At 71.2% G+C, this 24,910-nt stretch carries 19 protein-coding genes and 1 pseudogene; 6 read left to right on the plus strand and 14 right to left on the minus strand.

The features are described 5' to 3' along the window. Positions 1-19: 19 nt before the first annotated feature. Together AB0D32_RS25945 and AB0D32_RS25950 are read right to left on the minus strand one after the other, a co-directional pair. Positions 20-3,142 (minus strand): hypothetical protein, encoded by a 3,123-nt coding sequence (locus AB0D32_RS25945; protein WP_357095427.1) that lies wholly within the window; start codon positions 3,140-3,142, stop codon positions 20-22. 314 nt (positions 3,143-3,456) lie between these two features. After that, on the minus strand, positions 3,457-4,050 hold the full coding sequence (locus AB0D32_RS25950; RefSeq protein ID WP_357095430.1) for a hypothetical protein: 594 nt from the start codon (positions 4,048-4,050) through the stop codon (positions 3,457-3,459). A 266-nt stretch (positions 4,051-4,316) separates the two neighbouring features. On the opposite strand from AB0D32_RS25950, the gene tyrS reads away from it, so the two are divergent. The 3 genes and pseudogenes from tyrS to AB0D32_RS25965 all read left to right on the plus strand — a co-directional run. Further along, positions 4,317-5,480, plus strand: a complete 1,164-nt coding sequence (gene tyrS / locus AB0D32_RS25955) for a tyrosine--tRNA ligase (protein ID WP_357095433.1) — start codon at positions 4,317-4,319, stop codon at positions 5,478-5,480. 194 nt (positions 5,481-5,674) lie between these two features. After that, positions 5,675-6,919 carry an ATP-grasp domain-containing protein gene (locus AB0D32_RS25960; RefSeq protein ID WP_357095435.1) on the plus strand — a complete coding sequence of 415 codons (1,245 nt, stop codon included), beginning with the start codon at positions 5,675-5,677 and terminating at the stop codon, positions 6,917-6,919. Beyond that, positions 6,916-7,962 (plus strand): annotated as a pseudogene (locus tag AB0D32_RS25965) (MFS transporter); the annotation flags it as partial. The gene AB0D32_RS25960 and the pseudogene AB0D32_RS25965, both read left to right, overlap by 4 nt. Before the next feature lie 142 nt (positions 7,963-8,104). Here AB0D32_RS25965 and AB0D32_RS25970 read toward each other — a convergent pair. The 10 genes from AB0D32_RS25970 to AB0D32_RS26015 all read right to left on the minus strand — a co-directional run bounded on the left by AB0D32_RS25970 (position 8,105) and on the right by AB0D32_RS26015 (position 18,502). Beyond that, a complete protein-coding gene (locus AB0D32_RS25970) occupies positions 8,105-9,181 on the minus strand; it encodes a GDSL-type esterase/lipase family protein (protein WP_357095438.1) in 1,077 nt (358 codons plus the stop codon). After that, positions 9,178-10,203: an LLM class flavin-dependent oxidoreductase gene (locus AB0D32_RS25975; RefSeq protein ID WP_357095441.1), complete on the minus strand. Its 1,026-nt coding sequence runs from the start codon at positions 10,201-10,203 to the stop codon at positions 9,178-9,180. Before AB0D32_RS25975 ends, AB0D32_RS25970 begins: the two co-directional genes overlap by 4 nt. Before the next feature lie 45 nt (positions 10,204-10,248). Then, positions 10,249-11,376, minus strand: coding sequence for a radical SAM protein (locus tag AB0D32_RS25980; protein WP_357095445.1), 1,128 nt, complete (start codon positions 11,374-11,376; stop codon positions 10,249-10,251). Further along, on the minus strand, positions 11,265-12,599 hold the full coding sequence (locus AB0D32_RS25985) for an ATP-grasp domain-containing protein (protein ID WP_357095448.1): 1,335 nt from the start codon (positions 12,597-12,599) through the stop codon (positions 11,265-11,267). The genes AB0D32_RS25980 and AB0D32_RS25985 overlap by 112 nt, the downstream gene beginning before the upstream one ends. Beyond that, on the minus strand, positions 12,596-14,407 hold the full coding sequence (locus tag AB0D32_RS25990; RefSeq protein WP_357095451.1) for a M3 family metallopeptidase: 1,812 nt from the start codon (positions 14,405-14,407) through the stop codon (positions 12,596-12,598). Before AB0D32_RS25990 ends, AB0D32_RS25985 begins: the two co-directional genes overlap by 4 nt. Then, positions 14,404-14,964 (minus strand): HAD-IA family hydrolase, encoded by a 561-nt coding sequence (locus AB0D32_RS25995; protein ID WP_357095572.1) that lies wholly within the window; start codon positions 14,962-14,964, stop codon positions 14,404-14,406. Before AB0D32_RS25995 ends, AB0D32_RS25990 begins: the two co-directional genes overlap by 4 nt. After that, a complete protein-coding gene (locus tag AB0D32_RS26000; RefSeq protein WP_357095454.1) occupies positions 14,961-15,830 on the minus strand; it encodes a TauD/TfdA family dioxygenase in 870 nt (289 codons plus the stop codon). The genes AB0D32_RS25995 and AB0D32_RS26000 overlap by 4 nt, the downstream gene beginning before the upstream one ends. After that, on the minus strand, positions 15,830-17,035 hold the full coding sequence (locus tag AB0D32_RS26005; RefSeq protein ID WP_357095457.1) for a DegT/DnrJ/EryC1/StrS family aminotransferase: 1,206 nt from the start codon (positions 17,033-17,035) through the stop codon (positions 15,830-15,832). Before AB0D32_RS26005 ends, AB0D32_RS26000 begins: the two co-directional genes overlap by 1 nt. Continuing rightward, entirely contained in the window at positions 17,032-18,165 is a 1,134-nt protein-coding gene (locus AB0D32_RS26010; protein WP_357095460.1) for an NAD-dependent epimerase/dehydratase family protein, read from the minus strand. Before AB0D32_RS26010 ends, AB0D32_RS26005 begins: the two co-directional genes overlap by 4 nt. Before the next feature lie 103 nt (positions 18,166-18,268). Next, on the minus strand, positions 18,269-18,502 hold the full coding sequence (locus AB0D32_RS26015) for a hypothetical protein (RefSeq protein WP_357095463.1): 234 nt from the start codon (positions 18,500-18,502) through the stop codon (positions 18,269-18,271). Positions 18,503-18,810: 308 nt separating this feature from the next. On the opposite strand from AB0D32_RS26015, the gene AB0D32_RS26020 reads away from it, so the two are divergent. From AB0D32_RS26020 to AB0D32_RS26030, 3 genes are read left to right on the plus strand one after another with little or no spacing between them, the layout of a single operon-like run. Continuing rightward, positions 18,811-19,335 carry a PadR family transcriptional regulator gene (locus tag AB0D32_RS26020; RefSeq protein ID WP_357095465.1) on the plus strand — a complete coding sequence of 175 codons (525 nt, stop codon included), beginning with the start codon at positions 18,811-18,813 and terminating at the stop codon, positions 19,333-19,335. Then, positions 19,332-20,012, plus strand: a complete 681-nt coding sequence (locus AB0D32_RS26025; RefSeq protein WP_357095468.1) for an ABC transporter ATP-binding protein — start codon at positions 19,332-19,334, stop codon at positions 20,010-20,012. The genes AB0D32_RS26020 and AB0D32_RS26025 overlap by 4 nt, the downstream gene beginning before the upstream one ends. Continuing rightward, a complete protein-coding gene (locus tag AB0D32_RS26030) occupies positions 20,009-22,285 on the plus strand; it encodes an ABC transporter permease (protein WP_357095472.1) in 2,277 nt (758 codons plus the stop codon). The genes AB0D32_RS26025 and AB0D32_RS26030 overlap by 4 nt, the downstream gene beginning before the upstream one ends. A 38-nt stretch (positions 22,286-22,323) precedes the next feature. Here AB0D32_RS26030 and AB0D32_RS26035 read toward each other — a convergent pair whose 3' ends face one another. Beyond that, positions 22,324-23,496 (minus strand): (Fe-S)-binding protein, encoded by a 1,173-nt coding sequence (locus AB0D32_RS26035; protein ID WP_357095476.1) that lies wholly within the window; start codon positions 23,494-23,496, stop codon positions 22,324-22,326. Further along, positions 23,493-24,878: an FAD-linked oxidase C-terminal domain-containing protein gene (locus AB0D32_RS26040; RefSeq protein ID WP_357095480.1), complete on the minus strand. Its 1,386-nt coding sequence runs from the start codon at positions 24,876-24,878 to the stop codon at positions 23,493-23,495. The genes AB0D32_RS26035 and AB0D32_RS26040 overlap by 4 nt, the downstream gene beginning before the upstream one ends. Between the last annotated feature and the right edge of the window lie 32 nt (positions 24,879-24,910).

The following is a 24,910-nucleotide window of genomic DNA, read 5'->3' on the forward strand; positions in this document are numbered from 1 at the left end:
TCGCCGGGCACCTGCCTGCTCACTCCACCGGGGGCTGCTTGATCGGCGTTCCGGTGGCCACCGCCCGTGCGGTGCGAACGCTCTGGATCGCCAGGTCGACCGCCGGCAGTCCTTCCTCGTATTCGTCGTTGGCCAGCTTCTGCGACCAGAACACCAGCCGGTCCCGCATCACGTCGGTGCGCTGGTAGGTGAGGTACTCCAGGCAGTACGCGATGGGGTCGAGGGTGGTCTGGAAGGTGCAGCCGAGTCGGCTCTCACCGGTCAGCGGCGAGGTCCTGATCTGGCCTTCCGGTTTCAACTGGCACGGGAAGGCCCGGTCGGCGCAGTAGTTGGACCGCCCGTGCTCGTAGGAACCGGTGACCATGTTCAGCCCGTCCAGGTCGGACGGCGTGCGGAACAGGCCCACCAGGTTGCTGCTGATCAGCTCGTCCTGGGTGATGGCCGTGCCGAACCCCAACTTGACGTACGCCGTCATCAGCCTCGCCTGGGTGGTGAGCCGCCTGTTCAGCTCGTACAGGGTTTCCTCCGGTTTCGTCGGGTTGGGGTTCGCCAGTTCCCGGGTGACCCGGGTGTAGTAGTCCGCGGCCTGCTGGTGGAGCCAGTTGGCCGACCGCACGCGGGCCTGCTCCGTGTTGTCCACGTAGCTGGCGGACTGCTGGAACGTCGCCTTGTAGGTGGAGTCCCACTTGGCGATGTCCTGCGACTCCGGGCGGCAGGTGCCGGGCACGTTGTCGTCGTGGACCCGGCAGACCTCGCCGAGCGGGATGACCCGCGTCCACTCACGCACGACCTGCCACGCGCCGTCCCACTTCTGCCGCACCCGCATGGTGAACCGCAGGTCGGCCCTGGTGACCTCCCACCTGCCGGCGCGGTAGACGTCCACGTTGGTCCAGCCCGACTCGTGACAGAGCTGGACGGGTGAGTCGGCCCGGCCGTACTGGGCCACCCAGAGCGCCTGCGGCAGGTCTGCGTACCGGACCTGGGTCGGGCGGCTCAGCGCCACCCCGCCCGCCGTGCAGGACGGCACGGTCGCCGGGTCGGCGTCCGGCTTCTGGCCGGCCGGCACCGCCTGGTTCGGACCCGCGAACGGGTTGTGCCTGCCCGCACCACGGATCTCGTCCCGGATCGCGGCGGTCCGGTTCGCCATGTCCAGTGCGGTGAACCGGTACTGCATGATCGCGTTGCGCATCAGGTCGTTCAGGTGACCGTAGTGCCCGGACGGATCCTTCTTCGCCGCGCTCAGGTCCCGCGCCGCCTGCTGGATCTGATCCCCGGCTGCGATCAGCTTGTCGGACTGGTCAGTGCTGGTGCGGGCGGCATGCTGCGGGTTCTGCGCCAGCAGCATCTGGTACCCGGTGGCCGCCAGCAGCCACGCCTCCGCGTCGACCGGGTTGTGGACCGCCTCGCTACCCGAGAACAGACCGTTGCCCTTGGCGTAGTGGTGCAGGTAGCCAATGGAGCCGTAGGTGCCGTACGTGTCCAGCGCGTAGTCCGGGTCGGATGCGCGGAACGGCGCGATGAACCTGCTGTCCCGGGCCACGTCGGTCGCATCGAACACCAGGTTCTGCGCGGTGTCGCTGTAGTTGACGCTGACATCGGCGTACGGCAGCGGCTGCCCGGTACGGGCCTGGTACCCGACGGCCTGGTCGATCCGACGCTTGATGTCGCTGACCGCAGCCGTCTTCTGGTTGGCGAAGATGGCGCTGCCCCACATGTCGACCCGCTCGGTCAGCTTGGCGAGCCGCTCGTTGATCTGGACCAACTGGGCGTTGGTGGCGTTCTGCAACTCGATCACGACACCGAACTGGTCCAGCATGTCCCTGTAGATCGCGCTCAGCCCCCGCTCGATCCGGTCGAAGCGGTCGTTCATGGTGTTCTGTAGCTTCGCCACCTCTTGTCGCAGGGCGCGCAGTTGGTCGAGGATCTGCTGATCCGGGCTGGGACCACCGGCGAAGACCGGCAACAGGGCCGAGATGGCGCCCAGCACGTTGCCGGTGAGCGCCAGGGTACTCATCGAGGTCAGCGCCGCGCCGAGGCTCAGCCCCGCGACGGTCGGCAGATACTGGTTGATGGCCGTGGCGATCTGGGTGGCGGCCCGGCCGGCCCCGGCGATCGTCCGTCCCGCCCGCGGGTCGACGAAGCCGGCGAGCAGGGCGAGCACATCCACCGCGCTGGCCGCCCCGTTGATCCACTGTTGGGCGGTAGCGGTTCGCTGCACCGCGGCCTGATGGTCCTGAGCGGTGGGCCGCGGGGCGTCGTTCGTCAGCGGGAATCGCTGCACCAACGCGAGCAGCGCCGCGTTGTAGCCCTCGACGCGGCCGTCGATCGCGCCCAGCAGTTCCTCGAGTTGCGCCATCGTGTCGGCCAGCCACAGCTGGTTGTCCTGCTGGTTGTCCAGGATCGCGGTGACGTTCAGCCAGGTCGCCAGGAACGGGTCCGCGGCCAGGCTGTCGACGGTGGCCCCGGCGTCCACGTTGTACTGCACTCCGAAGGTGGCGTTCCACGCCTCGCGGAACGTGTTGTCGGCGACCCCGAGATTCGCCACACCCTGCCAGACCCAGTTCTGCACCACGTACGCCTGCTGGAACCAGGAGTACTGGAACTGTGCTGCGGTGATCTGGTCCACCATCGAGCCGTAGTTGCGCAGCTGGCTGCCGACGGTCGACTCCATCAGCTCCTTCATGATCGGCGAGGCGAGCGCACCGCCGGGTGCCATCGCGCTCAGCTCCAGCAGCTTGAGCACGAACTGGTACGCCGGACGCTCCAGGTCGTCGGCGGTCAGCTTGCTGTTGTACCAGTTCCGCATCACGACGGAGTGTTCGAGGAGCTGCTGCCGGGTGGCCTGTGGATGCAACTGGCGGTAGCCGATCATCTCCGCACTGAGCATCAGGTCCTTGAAGCCGTCCGAGCCGTTGAGTCGGGCCCGCATGTGCATGGTGAACAGGGCCCTGCGCAGGCTCGCCTCGTCGACCGAGACAGGCGTACTGCTGTCGGCGGCGGCCGGCGGGGCGACGGCGACACTGGTCGCCATCATCCCCACCACCGCCACCAGCGCGGTCAACGCCCGCAGGGCGCGGGTACGCCACCGCCGGCCTCGACCGTTGAATGCTGGGCAGACCGGTGGGTCCGCCCTGGTTGCCACCGCGCTACCGGTGGCCCTCGCGTGGCTGGGCACGGTTCGATCCCCAATCTCTCCTGGTCGTACGGCCATCGCCAGACCCTGCCGTGAGCCGTTGGGAAAGCATTGGGAACTGACCGGAAGCGACCCGCCCGGGTTGACGGGCACCTACGCGTTCCAGGTGCCCTTCCCGCAAAAACAACTCCAGCACTGGTCAGGCTGCCCCGCGCGAACGCGTGGAGCCCGGGATCGCCGTCCCGCTTGACCAGTGCTGGAGTTGTGTGTCGGTCCGGAAAAGCTGCCGGCGGGCCGGGAAAGAGGACTCTCAAGACCTGGGGCTAGGAGAACTTGACGGAACTCGCCCTGTTGTTCCAGCCGTCGCCGATCGCGGCCAGGTTCGACGACTGGTCGATCCACACGGAGGAAGCACCGGTGAAGTTCGTACCACCGAAGAACTTGACATCGCACTGGTTGTAGGTGTGCACCGAGCTGACCCGGTTGTTCCAGCCGATCTCGCTGAGGTCGTCCCACTGCCATTCGGCGTCGTAGCCGGCGGTGCACTGGCGGGACTGGGTCCACGTGAACGTGGCCCCGGAATAGCCGGTGCCGTCGTAGAAGATGGCGATCGTCAGAGCCATGGTGCCGACATCGCTGCGTTGCCGGGCCTCCTGGGGGTCACTGGCACAGGTGATCCGGCCCGTGTCGAGATTGCCGATGCAGTGCTGCACGGCGGGCTCTCTGCTGGGAGAGGCTGCGGCGGGTACCGCGGCACCCACCATGCCGGCCATGCTCAACAGCAGGGCGAACGTACCTATCGACTTCCTCATCCGTACCTCCAGGCGAACGACGTTCAGGACTACGGCCGGCGGCCAGAAAGCCGCGATGCCGACAACACGGCGGGCGTGAATGCGTCTCCCCAGCCACACTGCCACGACGCACCACCGCAAATTTCTTCTATCGTGCGGTTTGGAAGATCACGACACATACCGGGAACAGCCACGGCCACACGGCGAAGTTGCCGCCCGGGACGGGGCCAGCACCGGGGGCCGGCAACGCCCGGGCCGAGCCGCAAGCCATCCTTTAGGATGTCGACGGCCCACGGACACGGAACCGTCCATGGCGTCGGCGCTGACGATTCCGCCTGGAGGGCGCGATGCGGTATTCACCCCCGGCTCTAGCTCCACAACTCCATGACGATGTGCGGGCACAGGCCGCCTATCTCCTGGCGGACGGATTCACCGAGCTTCCCGAGGGTGGATTGGAGAGCAAGCTCGCCCGGGGCGTGCCCCTGCGGGTGAAGCTCGGCGTCGACCCGACCGCAGTCTCGGTCACCTGGGGCTGGTCGGTTCCGCTGCGCCGGCTGCGCCGGTTCCAGGAGTTGGGCCACACGGCGGTCCTGGTGATCGGGGATTTCACCGCCCAGGTGGGTGACCCGTCCGGCAAGTCGGCCACCCGGCGCCGGCTCTCCGCCGACGAGGTGGAGACCTACGTCGCCGCCTGCACCGACGCGCTGCTCGGAATCCTCGACCCTGAGCGGCTGGAGATCCGGCGCAATTCGGAGTGGTTGGGTCCGATGCGGATGCCGGACGTGCTCGAACTCGCCGCCAGCGTCACCGTCGCGCAACTGCTGGAACGGGCCGACTTCCACAAGCGATTCGTGGAGCACCGCCCGATCTCGTTGATCGAATTCCTCTACCCGCTGTTGCAGGGCCACGACTCGGTCGCGGTCGAGGCGGATGTCGAGCTGGGCGGGATCGACCAGCAGTTCAACTTCGTCCTGGCCCGGGCCCTGCAACAACGCGCCGGTCAGGACCCGCAGTCCTGCGTGTGCGCGCCGCTGCTGGTCGGCACCGACGGTTCGCGCAAGATGAGCCAGAGCTACGGCAACTACATCGGCGTCTCCGAACCGCCCCAGGAGATCTTCGGCAAGGCGATGTCGATTCCGGACAGCGCGATGCCGGACTACGTACGGCTGGCCCTCGATCTGCCGGCTGCCGAGAAGAACCGGCTGCTGGAGGAACTCGGCGGGGTCAAGCTCAAGCGGTTCCTGGCCCGCTCGATGGTGGAGATGTTCCACGGCCCGGAGGCCGCCCAGCAGGCCGAGGAGGAGTTCGACCGCCGATTCGTACGCCGCCAGGCGCCCGAGGACATCCCGGAGTCGAGCACCACGGAGGCGTACCTGCCGAAGATCCTCGTCGAACTGGGTTGGGCCACGTCGCAGAACGACGCGCGACGCTCGATCAAGGGCAACGGGGTCCGGATCGACGGCACGACGGTGATCGACGAACAGCAGAGTCTGCAACCGGGCACCTTCGTCCTCCAACTGGGCAAGCGCCGCTTTCATCGGATCACCGTCAAATAGTCGGCCCGGCCCGCGAGTTGGGCGGCGGAATTCGGCCCGACGGCCCGCGGAGGCTCCGGATCTCCGTCCACATCAGGTGCCGCCCGAGCTGTTCGGTCGACGACGGGTGGCATGACGGGCCATCGGGACTCGGGTAGCGTGCTTGCGACGCGCACCGGCGTAGCGGGACGCAACATCTCACACGGGGGTGGATCATGCACGTCACACACGTCATGGTTGGTTTCAGCGGCCAGCTTCTCACCGATCTCGACCGACTGTTGCCCGCCAATTCGGTAATGGTCATCGAGGAACCGGAGATCAGCGCCATCCGCGACGTTCCCGCGCTCCTGGCGGGTCACCCGTGCGTGGCCTCGTTCGTCACCGCGCCCACCCAGGCCGAGGGCGCCCCCGAACGGCTGGTCGAGGCGATCGAGCGACCGGCTCAGGTGTCCTCGGTGCTCCCGAGCACCGAGTACGGCGTCGTCGGGGCGAGCGCGTTGGCGCAGGCATGGGGCCTGCCCGGTGCCGGGCTCGCCGCCGCCACGGTGTTGCGGGACAAGGCCCGGCTGCGGACGGTGGCCGCCGGGGCGGGAATCCCCCAACCCGACTGGATCCTGGCGGACGGCCCGGAGGACCTGTCGGCGTTCCGGCAACGACACGGTGGCCGGTGCGTGTTGAAGCCCACCACCCTGCAGGCGAGCATCGGCGTGCAGCGGCTGTCGGAGTCCGCCGACTCGGCGCAGGCCTGGGCGATCTCCGCCGGCGCGGACGAGGTGGAGCGCCGGGCCCGGTACGCGGCCGGCGGACGGATCCTCGTCGAACAGTGGCTGACCGGCTCCGAGGTGAGCGTCGAGTGTCTGGTCCACGAGGGGCAGGTCGGTTTCTTCAACGTCACCGCCAAGACCGTGCAGGACGGCCGGTTCCCCGTGGAGATGGCCCACGTCGCACCTGCACCGCTGTCGCCCGAACTCGCCGACCGGCTCCGGATGAGCGTCGAGGAACTGATCGGCGCGACACAGTTCCGTACCGGGGTGCTGCATTCAGAGTGGATCATCGAAGCCGGGGTGCCGCATCTGGTCGAATGCGCTGGCCGGCTTCCCGGTGACTACATCGATCAGCTGTTGGACTTCGCCTACGGTGGCAGCCTCGTCGCCCGGCTGCTGGAGGTGCTCGCCGGCGGCAAGACGGAGGCTCCCGCGGCGGAGCAGGGCGCGGCGATCCGCTTCCTCGGCGCCTCGCCGGGTCGGGTCAGCGCCGTCACCGGGGTCGACCAGGCCCGCGAGCAGCCGGGCGTGCTCCGCGTCGCGATGACGGTCGACGTCGGCGACGTGATCGCTCCCATCACCGACTCCAACAAGCGGTGCGGCTATGTGATCGCCCGTGGCGCCGACGGCGCGGCGGCCGCCGTCCTCGCCGACGAGGTGGCCCGGGGCATCCAGATACAGGTTGACGGCACGTGAGCCTGCGGACCCGGTTACGTGCCGGTCTGCCAACCCAGCCCGCTGTCAGGCTGTTCACCGCAGCCTCGCTCCTGGACGCCGTCGGCACCGGCCTCTACATGGCGACCGCGGTCATCCTCTTCCTCCGCGTGCTCGAGCTGAGCCCACAGCAGATCGGGCTCAGCTTCACCATCGCCGGGATCGTCCGCTTCGCCAGTGTCCCGCTCGGCGCGCTCGGCGACCGGTTGAGTGTGCGCGGTGCCCTGATCGGGCTCTACACGTGGCGCGCCGGCTGTTTCGTCACGCTGGCCTTCGTCGACGGCTGGCTCGCCCTCACCCTGGTGCTGGCCGCCGCAGCCTTCGCGGAGGGCCCGTCCGGCCCACTCACGCAGGCGGCGGTCGCCGGGATCAGCAGCCCCGAGCAGCGCGTACAGGCGATGGCGGTGATCCGCACGGTCCGCAACCTCGGCTTCGCGCTCGGCGGCGGGATCGGTGCCGCGCTGCTGATCGATCCGGGCCGGTTCGCGCTGGTGGCCGCGGTCCTCGGCAACGCCCTCACCTTCGTCGTGGCCGCCCTGTTGCTGCTTCGGATCGGGGCCTTCGGCGCCACCGCGCCGAAGTCGACCTCGGTCACCGCCGGCATCCGCCGGGCGGCGCGGAACGTGCGCTACATGGGACTGGCAGGGATCTGTGGTTTCCTCAGCATCCACATGACCCTGCTGGCGGTCGGCATACCCGTCTGGCTCGCGACCTCGGCGGCGGTGCCGACGTGGACCCTGCCGCTGCTGACCGTGCTGAACACCGTGCTGGCCATCCTGCTGCAGGTGCCGCTGACCAACATGACCGCCGGCCGGGGAGTGCGTTCGGTACGGCTCGCCGGAGCCGCACTGGCCGCCTGCTGTGTGCTGCTGGCCGTGGTGACGAAGGTGCCGACCCCGGTGGCGGTCGCCCTGGCGGTGGCCGGCATCGTGCTGCTGACCCTCGGCGAGATCTGGCACGCGACCGGCGAGTGGGAGTTGGCCTACGACGGCGCGCCGGAGGAACACCGCAGTTCCCACCTGGCCCTCTTCTCGCTCGGTACGGCCACCCAGGAGATGGTCGGCCCGATCATCCTGACCGGCATCGTGCTGACCGCTGGTGTCCCGGGCTGGCTCGGGCTGGCCGCCCTGCTGCTGCTCGCCGGTCTGGCCTCCGGCTGGTTCCGGCTCACGCCGGGATCGGGCCCGGCCGGTCGACCAGCCGAGACTCGCACTCCAGATAACGGCGAGCCAGTTCCCGGTGCCCTGCGGCGGACAGATGCAGGCCGTCCGGAAACAGTTCCGGGTCGTCCAGCAGGTCAGTTGTAACCACCTGGTGCAGCGCCGCGTCACCTCGGCGGCGGCGCAGCTCGACGATCTGTGCCAACTGGGCACGGATCTCGGCCAGCGACAGCCCGTGTTCCGGCTGGGTCGCCTCGTGGGCCGGGCTCAGGAGCGGGGGTACGACAACGACCAGAGCCGCCGGCTGGCGCAGCCGGATGCGGTCGAGGAAGCCGTGCACCGCCGGAGCGAACGTCCGGCCGGTGAACGAGCCGGCCAGATGCACGTTGATGCCGATCTCCAGGGTTATCACCTCGACCGGGAGTTCCCCGATCGCGGCGGCCACCTGTGGGTCGAGATGAGCGCCGCCGTCGTAGCCGAGACAGTACGACCGCCGCCCGGCGGCTCTGGCCGCCAGCGCCGTCCATGTCCGGGCCGGACTCAGCCCGACCCCGTGCGTGAGACTGCTGCCGTAGACGGCCCAGCCCGGCTGTCGATCCGGCGGAAGTGGCTCGACCCGCGCCCCCCGGTCCACCTCCACCAAGATGATCCGCAGGGCCGGGGCGGTCGGCAGCCACACTTCGAGGACCGCGGTGGTCCCGTCGAGGCCGCCGAACTCGATCTCACCGCTCGGCGGCATGACGCGGGTCGTCCGAAGCTCGCCGTCGACCGCCAGGTCGCAGAGTGGAACCACGCGGGGATGCGGGCCGGGCACCGACTCGCTGGCGGCGAGCCGGAGCCGGAGCCGGGTGGTGTCGGAGCGCAGCCGCAGCCGTACCCCGGCGGGGCAGGCCCCGGGCCCGAGCAGGGACGGGTGATGGAGGTCGAGATCGCGGTGCTGGAGCCGCCACGGTTGCAGGCCCCCCGGACCGTGCCGGGTGCTGACCGCGCCGGCAACCTCCAGCCGGTCGTCGGTCAGAGCCAGCCGGCGCCACCCGCCGCCGGCCGACGGCGGCGGCTCCCGCCGCACCGCGCCGCCGGTCACGCGTCCGTCAGCGCCGGCAGCACCTCGGCAGCGAACAGGGTCACGTTCTCCCTGGCCTCGTCGACCGGCATACCGCCGTAGCTGAACTCGCCGATGAACTGGCCGATGTCGAACCGCTCACCCAGGCGGGCGAGCTTGTCGACACACTCCTGTGGCGTGCCGACCACGTGCTTGGCCATGAACTGCGAAACGGCGTCGGTCGTCTCCTCCGGGTCCGGGTCCGCCGGGGACAGGATCTGGTGGGGGCGGGCCTGGTAGTGGCGGGCGAGTGACTCGACCATCGGCGTCATGTACCGGCGGGCCCGATCGAACGCCCGCCGCCGATCCGTGTCCACGCAGACGTAGAGGTGAGCGCTCGACGGTCCGGGCTGGTGCCCGGCGGCCGTCGCGGCATCCCGGTGCGCCCGCAACACCCCGTCGGTGAACCCCTCGTCGGTCTCCGGTGAGAAGATCAGACGGAGTCCGGCGGCACCGACCAGGGTCGCCGACGCGGCGCTGTGCGCGGCGCCGTGGAAGCCGCGCTCGGGCTGGTGCAGCGGCCGGGGCCGGACGGACAGCCCGGCGCAGTGGTAGAACTTCCCGGCGTAGTGCAACGGGTCCTCGGTGAGGGCGCGGCGTACGAAGTCGATGCCCTCGGCCAGCCGGGCGTGTCCTTCCTGCGGATTCACCCCGAACCCCGCGTACTCGATCTCACTTCGGCCACGACCGAATCCGATGGTCGTCCGGCCGCCGGAGAGGACGTCCAGGACGGCGATCTCCTCCGCCACCCGCAGCGGGTCGTGCCAGGGCAGGACGAGGACCGCCGTCCCGAGTTCGATCCGGGTGGTGCGGGCCGCGACGTACGCCAGCAACTGCAGCGGGTTCGGCACCGGTGAGTGCCCGGTGAAGTGGTGTTCCACGGTCCAGATCGAGTGGAAGCCCAGTGGCTCGGCCAGATCCGCCAGGGCCAGGGAGTCCCGGTAGGCCTCGTGATCGGGGCGGTTGCCGGGATTCATCAGCGCCAGACCCATGCCCAGCCTCATAACTGGCCTCCCAGTGTCGCGTTCGGTGGTGATGGAGAGTAGGTGTCACCGGGCCGGCTGACCGGCCGGCCCGCTGCCGGCGGCGGCCGCCTCGGCGAGCAGGCGGGATCGGATGTGCAGGATCAGGCGCTGGAGCGCCGAGCAGTAGACGCTCGGATTGTCGAGCCCGCGACTCGCGGAGTACCGGTGCGAGACGTGGCCGCCCCGACAGATCTTGACCAGGGCGCAGGCACGGCAGGTGGGACCGAGTTGGGCGATTTCGGCCCGTAGCGGCACCAGCCGCTGGTCCGCCGCCACCACGTCGAGGTCGTCCCGGGCGATGTCGTAACCCAGTCGGGACGCGCCGTCGAAGGCCGTCTTGAGAGTGTCGTCCAACTCCAGCGTGCCGTCGGTCTCCATGACCAGGTACTGGCGGTCGGAGTCGCCGGCGCCGTGCCCGAGCAGTGCCAGCATGATGTCGTCGAAGATGCGTACCCGCATCGGCTCGGCCAGCGACATCACGTGGTCGTAGCAGGCACGTAGCCAGTCGGCGTACTCGTCGATGCCGCGCACGGGCGGGTTGTCGTGGTTGTTCAGCGGCAGCAGGAAGTCGACCATCGGCGGACGGAAGGTGGCCAGATAGTCCACCACCGTACGCGGATCGGAGGTCGGGTCCACGACGCAGAGGATGCCGGCGAAGATCCGGTCGTACGGCGGCGCGGAGATCTCCTTGATCTTCTCCGCGACCCGCGCGCCGCTCGGCTGCCCGCGCAGGTCGAGGCGGTGCCGGTCGTTGATCTCGGGCGGCCCGTCGAGGCTGACGTAGAGGGCGATGCCGCGCTCGATCAGCAGGTCGCCGATCGCCGGCTCGAACAGCAACGCGTTCGTCTGCGCCGCCGAGCTGACCGTGACTCCGCTACCGGCGAAGGTCTCGGTGATGGCGGAGTGGACCAGCTCCAGATGTCGGCGGCCACCGAGGAACGGCTCGCCGCCGTGGAAGTTGATGTCCACGCGTTCCAGTCCGTGCCGTACGGCGTGGTCGCGGATCCGGGCCGCCGCGGTCCGGGCGACCTCCTCGCTCATCAGCCGAGGCTGTTGTCGCCAGGACTCGTCGCCGAGGTTGTAGACGTAGCAGTAGGTGCAGTTGAGGTTGCACCTACTGGCAATCTTCCAGACATAGGTGTCAAATGGCATGGTTCTCCTCCCGGCTTCCGCAGGACGAGGGTTATCGCGGACAGGGATTCGTCTATCGCCTTCGCCACCTCGGGGATGCCGTCGCCCGCACAGACCACCAACGCGGCCCGGCCGCCGACCTGCGCGGACGGCAACAACCATTGCCCGGGCTCGGCCAACGGGTCGAGGCGTACCACCTCGCGGGGCAACCGTTCCCCGTCGACCACCAGAGCCTCGAGTTCGCCCGGCAGGTCCGGATAGACGAACCGGACGGCAGCCGCGCCGAGGCCCCGCGCCGTCAGGTCGGGCCGCCGGCCGAGTGCCACCTCGGCCACGATCACCGCCGGTCGCAGGCCGGTGGCGAGCCCACCCAACTGGGGAATCAGGTCGCCACCCAGCCGCGAGTTGATCTCTACCAGTTCTGGGCCGTTCCGGGTCAGCCGCCACTCGGTGTGGGTCCACCCCTGATCGAAGCCCACCCCGGCGTGCACGTCGCGCAGCCGGCTCAACAGCTGTTCGTCGTGAAGCAGGGCGTCCCCTGCCTCCACCCAGTGCCCGGTCTCCTCGAAGAAGGGCGGCGACCCCAGCTCCTTGCGCGCGACGAACAACGGATGCACGACACCGTCGAAGCACACGCTGTCCACGCTGATCTCGGGACCGTCCAGGTAGGTCTCCAGGACCAGCGGCTCGGCCAGGTCGACCCGAACCCCCGGCAGCCGTGCGCCGAGCACGTCCGGAAAGACGCGAACCAACTCGCCGGGAGATCGGACCAGCATGGGACCGACGCTGCCGGCCAGTGCCCGCGGCTTGAGCACCGCCGGATACCCGGTCCGCGACGCCGCCGCCAGCGCCTGGTCGATGTCGGACACCGGCACCGACGCCGGCATCGACATCCCGTACTCGGACAGCGCCCGCCGGGTCAGGTACTTGTCGCGGCACACCCTCACCGCCTCCGGGGCGGGACCCGGCAGGCCCAGCGTTCGGGCAGCCCGGGCGGTGGCGTACGCGCTCAGCTCGTCCCAGCTGATCAACGCATCCACCCCGGCCGCGCCGGCGGCCCGGGTCAGCTGCTCCTCGTCGTACGGATCGACGGTCGACTGACCCACCACATGGCGGTCCACCCAGTTGCGCCGCTGGTCGTCGAACGCCCAGACGTCGAACTCCCCCGCCAACGACCTGAGCAGGTACTCCCGCTGAGCCTGCCCCATCGGGCTCACCACCCCGACCAGTGGGCGCGCGTTCATCCTCGATCAACCCCCGCGGTCAACGCCGACGGCACGCCGTCGTCCTCGACCCGGCGCAACCAGTCGGTCAGTTCATCCAGTCCAGCCGTCCAGCACTGTAGCGAATGGACATCCACACCGAGCTTGCGTAGGAGTTCGGGCACCGGAGCCGAGCCGCCGGCCCGCAGCGCGTCGATCAGCTCACCGGCGTGCCCCGCCTCCGAGAGGTGCCGAGCGGCCGCGAGCGCGAGCAACTGCCCTCCGACGTAGCTGTACAGATAGCCGGGCGCATCGACGAAGTGTGGGATCAGCGCCCATCCGTGCCGGTACGTCTCGGGCAGGTCGACCGCGTCCGCGTACAGCTCGGAGAGGCATGCCGACCACATCCGATCGAGGCGGTCCGCGTCGAGTCGGCCGTTCGCCCGCACCACCTCGTGCACCTGCTGCTCGAACCGCCAGAGCGCCCGTAGCCGGAAGATCGTCGAGACCGCCCGGTCGAGCAGCCAGTTGGTGATCGACGCCGACTGGCCCGGCACCGCACCGCTGCGCACCGCGTACCGGACGACGACGGTTTCCGCCAGCAGGGCGATCGTCTCGGCGAAGAGTTCCGGCACCTGGTAGTGATGGATTCCGGCCACCCGGGCGAGCATGCCGTGCACCCCGTGACCGAGTTCATGCGCCAGGGTGACCAGATCCTCGACACCGCCGTGCCAGCTCAGCATCACGTACGGGTGCACGGACGGCACGGTGAAGTCGCAGTGGCCGCCGGAGCGCCGGCCGTCCTCGGCGCCCACGTCGATCCAGCCCTGCTCGAAGAAGCTGGCAGCGGCACGCCCCAGGAGGGGGTCGAGTTCCCCGAAGGCGGCGACGACCAGGTCCCGCCCGGTGGCCCAGCTCAGCGGTGCCCCGGCGGACGGACCGACCGGCGCCGACCGGTCGTACTCGGTGAGCCGGTCGACGCCGATCAGCCGCGCCTTGTGCCGGTACCAGCGCCGAGCCACGTCGTAGCGCGCGTCGACCGCCCGGCCCAGGGCGTCGACGGCGCTGTCCGGCAGGTCGTTGGCGCTGTTCCGGGCACTCAACCAGTGTCCGCGCCGGCGCAACCGGTCGCTGGCCGCCGCGTGCCGCACCACCGCCGTGAGTACCACGGCCCGCACCTCGGTGGTGTCGGACAGGGCAGCGGAGATGGCCGTGCCGGCGGCGTGCCGCCGGGACCTGAGGTCGGACGCGAGCTGGTTCTGCGCCGCGTCGATCGGTAGCTCCACTCCGCCGACCTCGACGCGCAGCGCGGACACGAGCTGGTGGTGCAGTTGGCGCATGGCGTCGATCCCGGACGAGGCCAGTTCGGCCAGGACCCGCTCGGCCTCCTCCCCGAGCCGGGCACCCGCCTCGACCCGCAGCCTACGCAGCGGTTCCCGGCAGCCGGCCAGCTCCGGCTCCGCCAACAACGACTCGGCCCGGTCCGCCGGCAGCCCGCACCACTGATGGTCGAAGAACGCCAACCGGGACTCGATCTCCCGCGCCCGGTCCTGGACGGCGGCGCACCGGGCCTGCGAACCGGCATCCGCCGGGGCCACCATCAGCGGTAGCTCGACCAGAGCGCGGGCCCGCCCGATCAGATCGTCCACCGTCGCCCGGTCGGCCATGAACCGGGCTATCCGCGCCGCGTCGACCGTCCAGTCCTGCTCCGGCCTGGATACCAGCTCCGCCGCGTGCCCGCTGGCCCGGTCCAGCAGGTCGTCCGGTCCCATCCGGTGCCCACCCACCAGGGTCAGGTCCCTCAGGTCCCAGTGGAGCGGGCCGTCGGCCGCGTCGTCCACCTCGGTCATCGGCAGGCCCCGGGCAACGGCGAGCCGACCAGTTGGAACGGCACGCCGGCAGCCCGAGCCGCCTCGGCGTCGCACGCGGAGTCACCGACGAACAGCGCGGCGGGGGCCGGGGTGTCCAGCAGCCGGCAGGCCACCAGCAACCCTTCGGGGTGTGGCTTGGGCTGCTGGACGTCGTCGACGGTGACCACGACGTCGGGCGTCAGCGCGCACCGCAGCAGTGCGAGATCGGTGAACGCCCGCGAGGAGTTGGTCAGCACCCCGATCCGACCCCCCTGGCGTTGGATGGAACGGGCCCGGTCAACCGTCTCCGTACGCGGTGCGAGTGATCCGGCGTACGCCGTCATCCGCGCGTCGTAGTGCCGGGTCACCTGCTCGACGGTCCAGTCGGGAAAGAACTCCGCCTGGTCCTCGCGCCCGCTCTGCCCCCAGCTGCGGGCCAGGGCGTCGGCGTCGATCTCCCGGTGCCCGGACGCCCGGGCACAGTCGTTCATCAGCACCAGCCAGAATGCGAAGCTGTCCACCAGGACACCGTCGAGGTCGAAGATGACGGCTGTCACGAGAGCCACGCGGCCTGGTCGTGGCGGCTGTTCGACAACTCGTCGTTGAAGCAGCGGGTCCGCAACAGCAGCCGGCGGTCGTCCACGAAATCGGTCCGCGCGTGCAGCATCTTCCGGTTCATCAGCACGAGCGCTTCCCCGGCCTCCAGCCGGTAGCGGTACGGGGCGGTGCCGGCGACCGCGTCGGACAGCGCTTCGATGGCTGCCCGCTGTTCCTTCGTCGGCGGCCTGCCGGAAACCTCGCCGGCATCCTGTAGCGAGCCGAGCCGGAACCGGATTCCGTCGCCCGGGAAGAAGATCGGCGCCCGGAGCACCCTCGGCGGATTGCGCAGTTTGCCGCCGAAGAGGAACTGGTCGCGGTCGAGCTCCTCGATTAGGGCGGCGCCGCCGGCGGTGGCGCCGATCGCCCGTCGCAGCTCGGCCGCCGGCCAGAACAGGCTTTCCCCACCCTTCTCGGCCGGACGCACACACCACAACAGGACGACGTCCTCGGGCCTCGGCTTCGAGCTCTCGTCGGAGTGTGCCTCACACTCGCCGAGCGAGAAGGTCGGATCCGCGCTGCCCGGTTCGGTGGGCGCGACCATGTCGACGAACACGTTGCTGGTCTCGCTGAACCGGTTGCTGTCCGAGATCTGGCCGAACAGGCCGGTGAGCCGGCGGATGTAGGCGCCCCGCTGCGGACCGTCGAGGGTTTCGAAGCCGGTGCCCCGCAGCACGAAGCCGAACGGTGCCCGGTCCAGGGCCGCGAGCCCCTCGCGCTCGGCCCGCCGGTAGTTCGCGGGCACCGTCCCACCGGCCTGGAAGGTCTCGATGTCGTGGCGGTCGGCCGCCACGTCGACGATCGGCACCTCGCGGTTCTCCGGCATCACTGCCGCCGGAGGGTGGCCGCGACGTCGGCGATCGCCGTGGCGATCCGGTCGATGTCGGACGTGGTGTACCGCTCGTTCCAGGGCAGCACCACGACGCTGGCCCGCCCGGCCAGGGTGCCCGGGTACCGCTGCGGCGAGTAGTCCAGCGCCTCCGGTCGGGCCAGGGTGAACGGGTACCGGCTGGTGCCGAACGTCCGCTGGTGGGCGATCACACTCCAGGTCCAGGCCGGCCGCTGGTAGCCGGGTGCCGAGCCGACACCCCGCTCGGCGAGTCCCGCGCCGAACGCCGCGCCGCCTCCGTCGAGCACCGCCGGGTCCACCTGGAGCGGGATCTTCCAGTACGAGTGCTGCGCCCCGGGCAGCGGTCCGGGTACCGAGACACCGGCGACCCCGTCCAGGGCCGCGACCAGGCGGGCGGCGCCCTCCCGGCGCGCCCGGACCACCTCGGGCAGCTTCTCGAGCTGCGCGACCCCGACGGCACCCTGTAGCTCCGTCATCCGGTAGTTCATCGCGAGGAAGTGGTGTTCGGGCTCCGGGTCGGAGTAGATCCGCGCCTTGTTCACGAACTGGTGGGCTCGGGCGACGAGCTGTGCGTCGGCGCCGCACACCAGACCACCCTCACCGGTGGTGATGTGCTTGGTCTGCTGCAGGCTGAAGCAGGCGAGGTCGCCGAGGGTGCCCACCGGCTGGCCCGCCGTTTCGGCGCCGAAGGCCTGGGCGCAGTCCTCCAGCACGTACAGGTTGTGCCGCCGGGCCACCTCGAGGATGCCGGTCACATCGGCCGGGTTCCCGAAGAGGTGGGTCACGATCACCGCTCTGGTCAGCGGGGTGATCCGCGCCGCCACCGAGTCGGCGGTCACGTTGAGGGTGTACGGGTCGACGTCGGCGAAGACCGGGATGCAGCCCTGCCACAGCACCGGCGCCACCCCGCCGACATCCGTCAACGGCGAGACGATGACCTCGTCTCCCGGTTCGAGATCGAGGGCCGCCACCGCCGTGTGCACCGCGGCGCTGCCCGAGTTGCAGGCGATCGCGCTGCGGCCGTGGCCGAGCAGCGCGCCGAAGGCCTTCTCGAACCGGGCGGTCTGGGTGCCGCGCGTGGAGTTGAGCACGCCACTCGCGATGACCTCGCCGAGCAGCGCCAGTTCCTCGGCGCCGACGGTCCGACCGCTGGTGTCCTGGTCGGAGGGAAGCGACGTCACCGGGCCCCCTCGGAACCCACCGCCGGACCGGTCGCCTCCGCCGGGGGCGCGGCGGCATTGACCACGTAGGTCTCGTGGTAGGCCCGCATGGTCTCCAGCAGCGTCGTACGCAGGCTCTTGCGCGGGGTCCAGCCGAGCAGCGCCTTGGCCTTCTCGATGCTGGGCATACGACGGTCGCAGTCCTCGTAACCCGCCCCGTAGAAGTCGGCCGCGGAGACGTCGTGGATGGGGTGTTCGAGATACGTCGGGTCGTCGGTAATCTCGGCGTACACCGCCCGCATGAGCTCCGCCAGCTCGCGAACCGTCACCTCGTTGTCCGGATTCCCCACGTTGAAGAACTGGTTCTGGGAGCGTTCCGGCTGCTGCAGGACGGCCATGACGGCGTCCATGGCGTCGTCGATGGAGACGATCGTGCGGCGTGCCCAGCCGCCGTCGACGAGTTGCAGCGGCTTACGGTCGATCAGGGCCGCCATGAAGGAGGCCAGCACCCGCGGCACGCCGTCGCCGTCGTGGCCGGGGAGGTAGTCCATCCTGGGTCCGAAGAAGTTGAGCGGGCGGATGACGGTGAACGGCATCCCGCGCTCCCGGTGATACGCGTAGACCAGCCGCTCCACCACCTGCTTGGCGGCCGCGTACGTCCACCGTTGGTTCCGGATCGGCCCCATGATCAGGGGAGTCTCGTCCTCCTTCAGGACGTACAGGTCCGGGTCGTCGAAGGACTCGTCGGGCAGGTAGCTCGAGATCGTCCGCCCGTAGACCTCGCTGGTCGAGAAGTGGATCAACCACTTCCGCTGCTCGGCGCACATCCGCAGGACCGGCTGGAGGTCGAAGAGGTTGGCGTCGAGGACGCGAAGCGGCTCGGTGTTGTATTCGGCTGGGTTGCAGATCGCCGCGAGATTGATTACCACGTCAGCGGAAGCGACCTGTTCCTCGAGTCGCTGACGGGCGTACGCCGAGCCGATGTTCGACTCTTCGAAGTCCAGCGCCGGATTGTTCAGGTACTGCTCGATCTTTCGGTGTTCGAGATCCCACCCGAAGACTTTGTTGCCCGGCTCTCTCAGAAGTCGATCCAGCAGATGACTGCCTATATATCCGCCACATCCGAGAAGCACGATGTTACCAATTGGCATGAGCGGACACCCCCTAGCCGAAAATGCTCCAACAAAGAAGATCTCAGGGTGGATGGGGTCGTTGACGATCCATCCACCCTGAGATACGACGACCGAGTCAGCGTTACGCGGACATCGTGTGCTCGGCGATCGAGCCCTTCGGCGGCGAGGTGTAGGTGCCACCGAGGTGGCTGGCCAACCGGTTGGTCACCGCGTGGTTGATGAGGTCCTTCAGGGAGTTGTTCTCCAGGCTGCTGATGTCGCTGATGCTGATTTCCTCGATGTCAGCAACGGTCAGCGCCTGAACCGCGTTGTACCACTCGTCGGGAGCCACTTTGGCTTCGATGTCTCGGACCACCTGAGGAAGCATGCCAGTCCCTTCGGGAGATCGGTTGGTTTCGACACGCTAACATCGGCCAAGGAAACGCGTCAATGCCACGATTGTAAAATCCCATCGATGGGATTCGCACGCTTTTGCCTGTGATAACCGGGCGTCCACAAGGGACAAATGGCGGCAGGAGCCTGATCGGCGTTTCCGCAGGTAAGGCTCCTGCGAGCCTGCGCCCCCGACGGGACTCGAACCCCCGGCCCCCTGGTCCGTGGTCGGCACACCTGCCGGCCACCCGGCTATACATGCCGCGTATACTCGGTGTGTATAGTCCGGGCATGTCAATCGGACAGACCTTCCTCGGCCTCCTGGAGGCCACTCCTCGCCACGGCTACGACATCAAGCGCCTCTACGACGAGCGCTTCGGTCACGCCCGCCCGGTCGCGTACGGGCAGGTCTACGCCACCCTCTCCCGGCTGCTGCGCGGCGGCCTGGTCGAGGTGGAGTCGGTCGAACCGGGCGAGGGTCCGGAGCGCAAGCGGTACGCGATCACCGAGGCCGGCGTCACGGACGTGGCCCAGTGGCTGGCGCGGGCCGAGAAGCCCGAGCCGTACCTGCAGAGCACCCTCTACACCAAGGTGGTGCTGGCCCTGCTGACCGACCGTCCGGCCGCCGACGTGCTCGACGTGCAGCGCGCCGAGCACCTGCGGATGATGCGCGAGCTGACCCGCCGCAAGCGCGACGGCGACCTCGCCGAGCAGTTGGTCTGCGACCACGCCCTGTTCCACCTGGAGGCCGACCTGCGCTGGCTGGAGCTGACCGCCGCCCGCCTCGACGAACTCGCCGCGACGGTCCGGTCGTGAGCGCGCCGCTGCTTCTCGCCGAGGACCTGCACCGCTCGTTCGGCCCCACCCGGGCGCTCGACGGCGCGAGCCTGCGCGTCGATCCGGGCGAGGTGCTGGCCGTGATGGGCTCGTCGGGCTCCGGCAAGTCCACCCTGCTGCACTGCCTCGCCGGCATCGTCCGGCCCGACTCCGGCCGGGTGTGCTATGCCGGCCGCGACCTGGCTGCGCTCGGCGACGCCGAGCGCAGCGCGCTGCGCCGGGAGGAGTTCGGCTTCGTCTTCCAGTTCGGCCAGCTCGTGCCCGAGCTGACCTGCCTGGAGAACGTCGCGCTGCCGCTGCGGCTGGCCCGGGTCCGCCGCCGCGAGGCGGAGCGCCGGGCCGCCGAGTGGCTGGACCGCCTGGAGGTCGCCGAGGTGGCCGGCAAGCGGCCCGGCGAGGTCTCGGGCGGGCAGGGACAGCGGGTGGCGGTCGCCCGGGCCCTGGTCACCCGGCCGCGGGTGGTCTTCGCCGACGAGCCGACCGGCGCGCTGGACTCGCTGAACGGCGAGCGGGTGATGCGGCTGCTCACCGCCGCAGCCCGGGACACCGGGGCCGCCGTGGTGCTGGTGACCCACGAGGCGCGGGTCGCCGCGTACTCCGATCGGGAGGTGGTGGTGCGCGACGGCCGCACCCGGGACCTGGAGGTCGCGGCGTGAGGCGGCTGCGCGACCGCGCGGCCGACCTGGCCATGGGCGCCCGGATGGCGTTCGCCGGCGGCCGGGACGGCTGGCTGCGGGCGGTGCTGACCGCGGTCGGCGTCGGGGTGGGCGTGTCGATGCTGCTGCTCGCCGCCGCGGTGCCCGGCGCGCTGGACGCCCGGCAGGCGCGCGGCGACGCCCGCGACGACCTGCGGATGGGCGCGAAGATCCCGGCCGCCGCGAACACGCTGCTGATCCGCCAGATCCACACGGAGTTCCGGGAGCAGCCGGTGCGGGGCCGGGTGCTGCGGGCCGAGGGGCCGGCGGCGCCCGTGCCGCCGGGGGTGTCCGCGCTGCCCGGCGCCGGCGAGGTGGTGGTCTCCCCCGCGCTGCGGGACCTGCTCGACTCCGCCGACGGCGCGCTGTTCGCACCCCGGCTGGGCGGGGCCACGGTCACCGGCGTCATCGCCGACGAGGGCCTGGCCGGCCCACACGAACTGGCCTACTACCTCGGCAGCGACACCCTCGCCGCCGACGGCGGCACGACCCGGCTGGACGCGTTCGGCGGCGGGTTGCCCGGCGAGGCGTTCGCCCCGGCGCTGATGGTGCTGGTGGTGGTCATCTTCGTGGTCCTGCTGCTGCCCATCGCGGTCTTCCTCGGCGCGGCCGTGCGGTTCGGCGGAGAGCGCCGCGACCGACGGCTGGCCGCGCTGCGGCTGGTCGGCGCCGACACCGCGATGGTCCGCCGGATCGCCGCCGGGGAGGCCGCCGCCGCCGCGCTGCTCGGGGTCGCGGTCGGCGGGGTGCTCTTCGCGCTCGGCCGGCAGGTGGTGCCGCTGGTCACCCTGATGGACCTCAGCGTGTACGCCGCCGACGTGCGCCCGCCGTTGCCGCTGGTGGCCGCCGTCGCGGTGGCGGTACCGGCGCTCGCCGTCCTGGTGACCCTGGTGTCGATGCGGGCCGTGCTGGTCGAGCCGCTCGGGGTGGCCCGGCGCGCGACGCCGGTGCGCCGCCGGCTGGCCTGGCGGCTGCTGCTGCCCGCAGCCGGGCTCGGGCTGCTGCTGGCCGGCACGGCCGACGTCGCCCCGCTCGGCAGCGAACAACAGACCGCGGCCGGCGCCGTGCTGCTGCTGGTCGGCGTGGTCACCCTGCTGCCCTGGCTGACCGACCTGCTGGTACGCCGGCTGCGCGGCGGCCCGGTCGCGTGGCAGCTCGCGGTGCGTCGCCTCCAGGTCGACAGCGCCGCCTCGGCGCGGCTGGTCAACGGCATCGCGGTCGCGGTGGCGGGCACCATCGGGTTGCAGATGCTCTTCGCCGGCGTCGCCGGCCGGTTCACCTTCGACACCGGGCAGGACCCGTCCCGGGCCCAGGTGAGCGTGCAGCTCCCGGCCCGATCGGACGCGGCAGCGGCACTGGACCGGCTGGCCGCCGCCCCCGGGGTGACCGCCAGCAACGCCACCCTGACCACCGTCGTCACGGCCGACGGGGCGCACGGCGTGCTGCGGATCGGCGACTGCGCGGCGCTGGCCGAGTTCGCCCGGCTGGACCGGTGTGTCGACGGCGACGTCTTCCTGGTCCCGGACTCGGAGGGCCGGCCGGCCGGCGTCGAGCCGGGCGACACCGTCGCGGTGGCCGACGCCCCGACGACGACCTGGCAGGTCCCCCGCACCGCTCGGGAGGCGCCGGGGCGCGCCGACCCGTCCGGCTACCAGCAGGCCGGCCTGTTGGTCACACCCGGCGCGGTCGACACCGCCCGGCTGGGTCCGCTGCGCACGGACGCGTACCTGCGGCTCGCGCCCGACCAGCCGGACGCGGTGGAGCACGTCCGCAACGCCGCCGCCGGAGTCGACCTGTCCGCCCCCGTGCTCACGCTGACCGGGAGCCGGCAGGCCACCCAGTTCGTCAACGTCCAACGCGGCCTCTACGTCGGCGCGGTGGTCACCCTGCTGCTGATCGGGGCCAGCATGCTGGTCGGCGTGCTGGAGCAGCTCCGGGAGCGCCGTCGGCTGCTGGCGATGCTGGTCGCGGTGGGCACCCGCCGCTCCACGCTGAGCTGGTCGGTGATGTGGCAGAGCGCCGTGCCGGTGTCCATCGGGCTCGCCCTGGCGGTGGTCTTCGGGATCGGGCTCGGCGCGGTGCTGCTGCGGATGGTGCAGACGCCCGTCGCGATCGCCTGGCCGGTGCTGGGCATCTCCACCGGCCTCGGGGCGGCGGTCGTGCTGCTGGTCACCGGGCTCAGCCTGCCGGTGCTGTGGCGGCTGACCCGCCCGGACGGGATCCGTACCGAGTGAGTCCTCCGACCGGGACGGCTGGCCCGGGGCGGTCCGCCTCAGGCCGGTCGTGCCGGCGGCTCGACGCGGGTGAGCAGCTCGGCCAGGTGGACGGCCCGCACGGCGGACCGGCGGCGGCGCAGTCCCGTACGCAGCTGACGCAGGCACCCCGGGTTGACCACCACGACCAGGTCCACCCCGGCGGCCTCGATCTCGTCGATCTTCGCGTCCAGGATCCGCCGTGACTCCTTCGGCCGCAGCAGCGAGTACGTACCGGCGGCCCCGCAGCAGGTGGCCGCCGAGGGCAGCTCCACGTAGTCGGCGACCTGACGCAGCAGCGTCCGGGGCTCGGCGAAGACGCCGAGGCCGTTGCGCAGGTGACAGGAGTCCTGGAGGGCGACCCTGGCCCGCCGCCCGGCCACCCGCAGCTCGGCTCCGGCGGGCCGGCCGGCGATCCAGGTGGACAGCTCGCGCACCCGGTCCCGGCCGAGCACGGAGGCCAGGTGCGCGGCGCAGCCGCCGGAGGTGGTGACGATCGTGCCGGGCAGGTCCTCGCCGAGCCGCTCGGCCAGCCGCTCGCCCCCGGCCAGGTCGCCGTTGTGCGCGTGCAGTGCGCCGCAGCAGCCCTGCGCGGTGGGGGCGGCCAGCTCGGGGGCGAGCGCGTGCGCCGCCCGGCTGACCGCCGGGAAGAGCCCACGCTCGACGCAGCCCAGCATGAGCTGCGCGTCCGGCGCACCGGGGCCGCCGGCAGCGGGCCCGGGGGCGGCCGACGAAACGGCGCCCGGGGCCGGTGTGGTCGGAGCCTGTGTGGTCGACGTGGGCGCGGTCTGCGGTGGGGTGGCGGCCCGGCCGCGGGCGGCGCGGCGGGCGAGGCCGGACAGCCGCAGCAGCCAGCGCTGCTCGACGAGCAGCATCAGTGCCCGGGCCACCAGCGGCCGCCGCCAGCCACGCCACTGGTGCACCCGCCACTGCTCCAGCAGGCTGCCGTACTCGACGCCGGCCGGGCAGACCGGCTCGCAGGCCCGGCAGCCCAGGCAGAACGAGGACTGCTCGGCGAGGGTGCCGTCGTCCGGGGGCAGGGTGCCGTCCTGCAACGCCCGCATCAGCGTGATCCGCCCACGCGGCGAGGACGCCTCGTCGCCGGTCATCGCGTACGTGGGGCAGGCCGGCAGGCAGAACCCGCAGGAGATGCAGCGGGACAGCTGCTCCGGGTTGAACACGTCGCCGGTCACGAGCCCAGCTTTCCGGGGTTGAGGATGCCCGCCGGGTCGAAGGCGGTCTTGATCCGCCGTAGCAGGGCGAGTTGGTCGTCGCCGAGACGGGCGGCGAGGAACGGCAGCTTCGCCGCGCCGACCCCGTGCTCTCCGGTGATCGTGCCGCCGAGGTCGAGGGCGGCGGCGAAGACGTCGGCGAAGGCCGACTCGGCCCGGCGTACCGCGTCGTGGTCCTCGGCCGAGTCGAGCACGCAGGTGGGGTGCAGGTTGCCGTCACCGGCGTGGCCGAAGGTGGCGATGGCGACGTCGTGCCGGGCGGCGATGGCGTCGATCCGGTCGACCATCTCGGCGATCCGGGGCCGGGGCACGGTGGCGTCCTCCAGGATGGTCACCCCGCCCCGCCGGGACAGCGCCGGCAGCGCGCAGCGGCGGGCGGCCAGCAGCGCCTCGGCCTGGGCGACCTCGCGGGCGGTGGTGACCTCCACCGCGCCGGCCTCGAGGCAGGCCGTGCCGATCCGGTCCAGGTGGGCGGCGACCAGGTCCGGCGGGCCGTCGTCGCCGAAGAGCAGCAGAGCGCCGGCGTCGGCGCGCAGCCCCAGGTGGGCGAAGTCCTCCACGGCCCCGATGCAGGCCCGGTCGAGGAACTCCAGCGTCGCCGGCACCACCCCGGCCCGGATCACCCGGGCGACCGCCTCCCCCGCGTCGGCCAACGTCGGGAAGTACGCGACCCCGGTGTTCGTCGACGCCGGGGCGGGCAGCAGCGCCACCGTCGCCTCGGTGATCACGGCGAGGGTGCCCTCGGAGCCGGTGAGCAGCCGGGTCAGGTCGTAGCCGGCGACGTCCTTCCACAGCCGGCCACCCGTGCGGATGACCTCACCGGTGGGCAGCACCGCCTCCAGGCCCAGCACGTAGTTGCGGGTCACCCCGTACTTCAGGCCCCGCAGCCCGCCGGCGCAGGTGGCGATGGTGCCGCCGACGGTGGCAACGGTGCGGCTGCCCGGGTCGGGCGCCCACAGCAGTCCCTGCGCGGCGGCCGCGTCGGCGAGCGCGGCGCTGGTCACGCCCGGCTGCACCCGGGCGAGCAGCTCGTCCGCGCTGACCTCAAGGATGCTCTTGAGCCGGGTCAGCACCAGCACGATCCCACCGCGCAGCGGCACGGTCGCGGCGCACAGGTTGGAGCCCGCGCCACGGGGCACCACGGGCACCCCTTGCCGGGTGGCCAGCGCCAGCACCGCGGCGACCTCGGCGGTGTCGGCCGGGAAGACCACCGCGTCGGGCCGGTGCGAGAAGAGGGGCGTCGCGTCCCGCGCGTATGCCACGAGGTCGCCGGCCGCGTCGTGCACGTGCGACGGGCCGACGATGCCGCGCAGCTCGGCGAGGACGGTCGTGGACAGCGCCATGCCCACCCTTCCCGGCGCTGACCCGCGCCTGT

The sequence above is a fragment of the Micromonospora sp. NPDC048170 genome (assembly GCF_040652795.1).
Lineage (GTDB): Bacteria > Actinomycetota > Actinomycetes > Mycobacteriales > Micromonosporaceae > Micromonospora.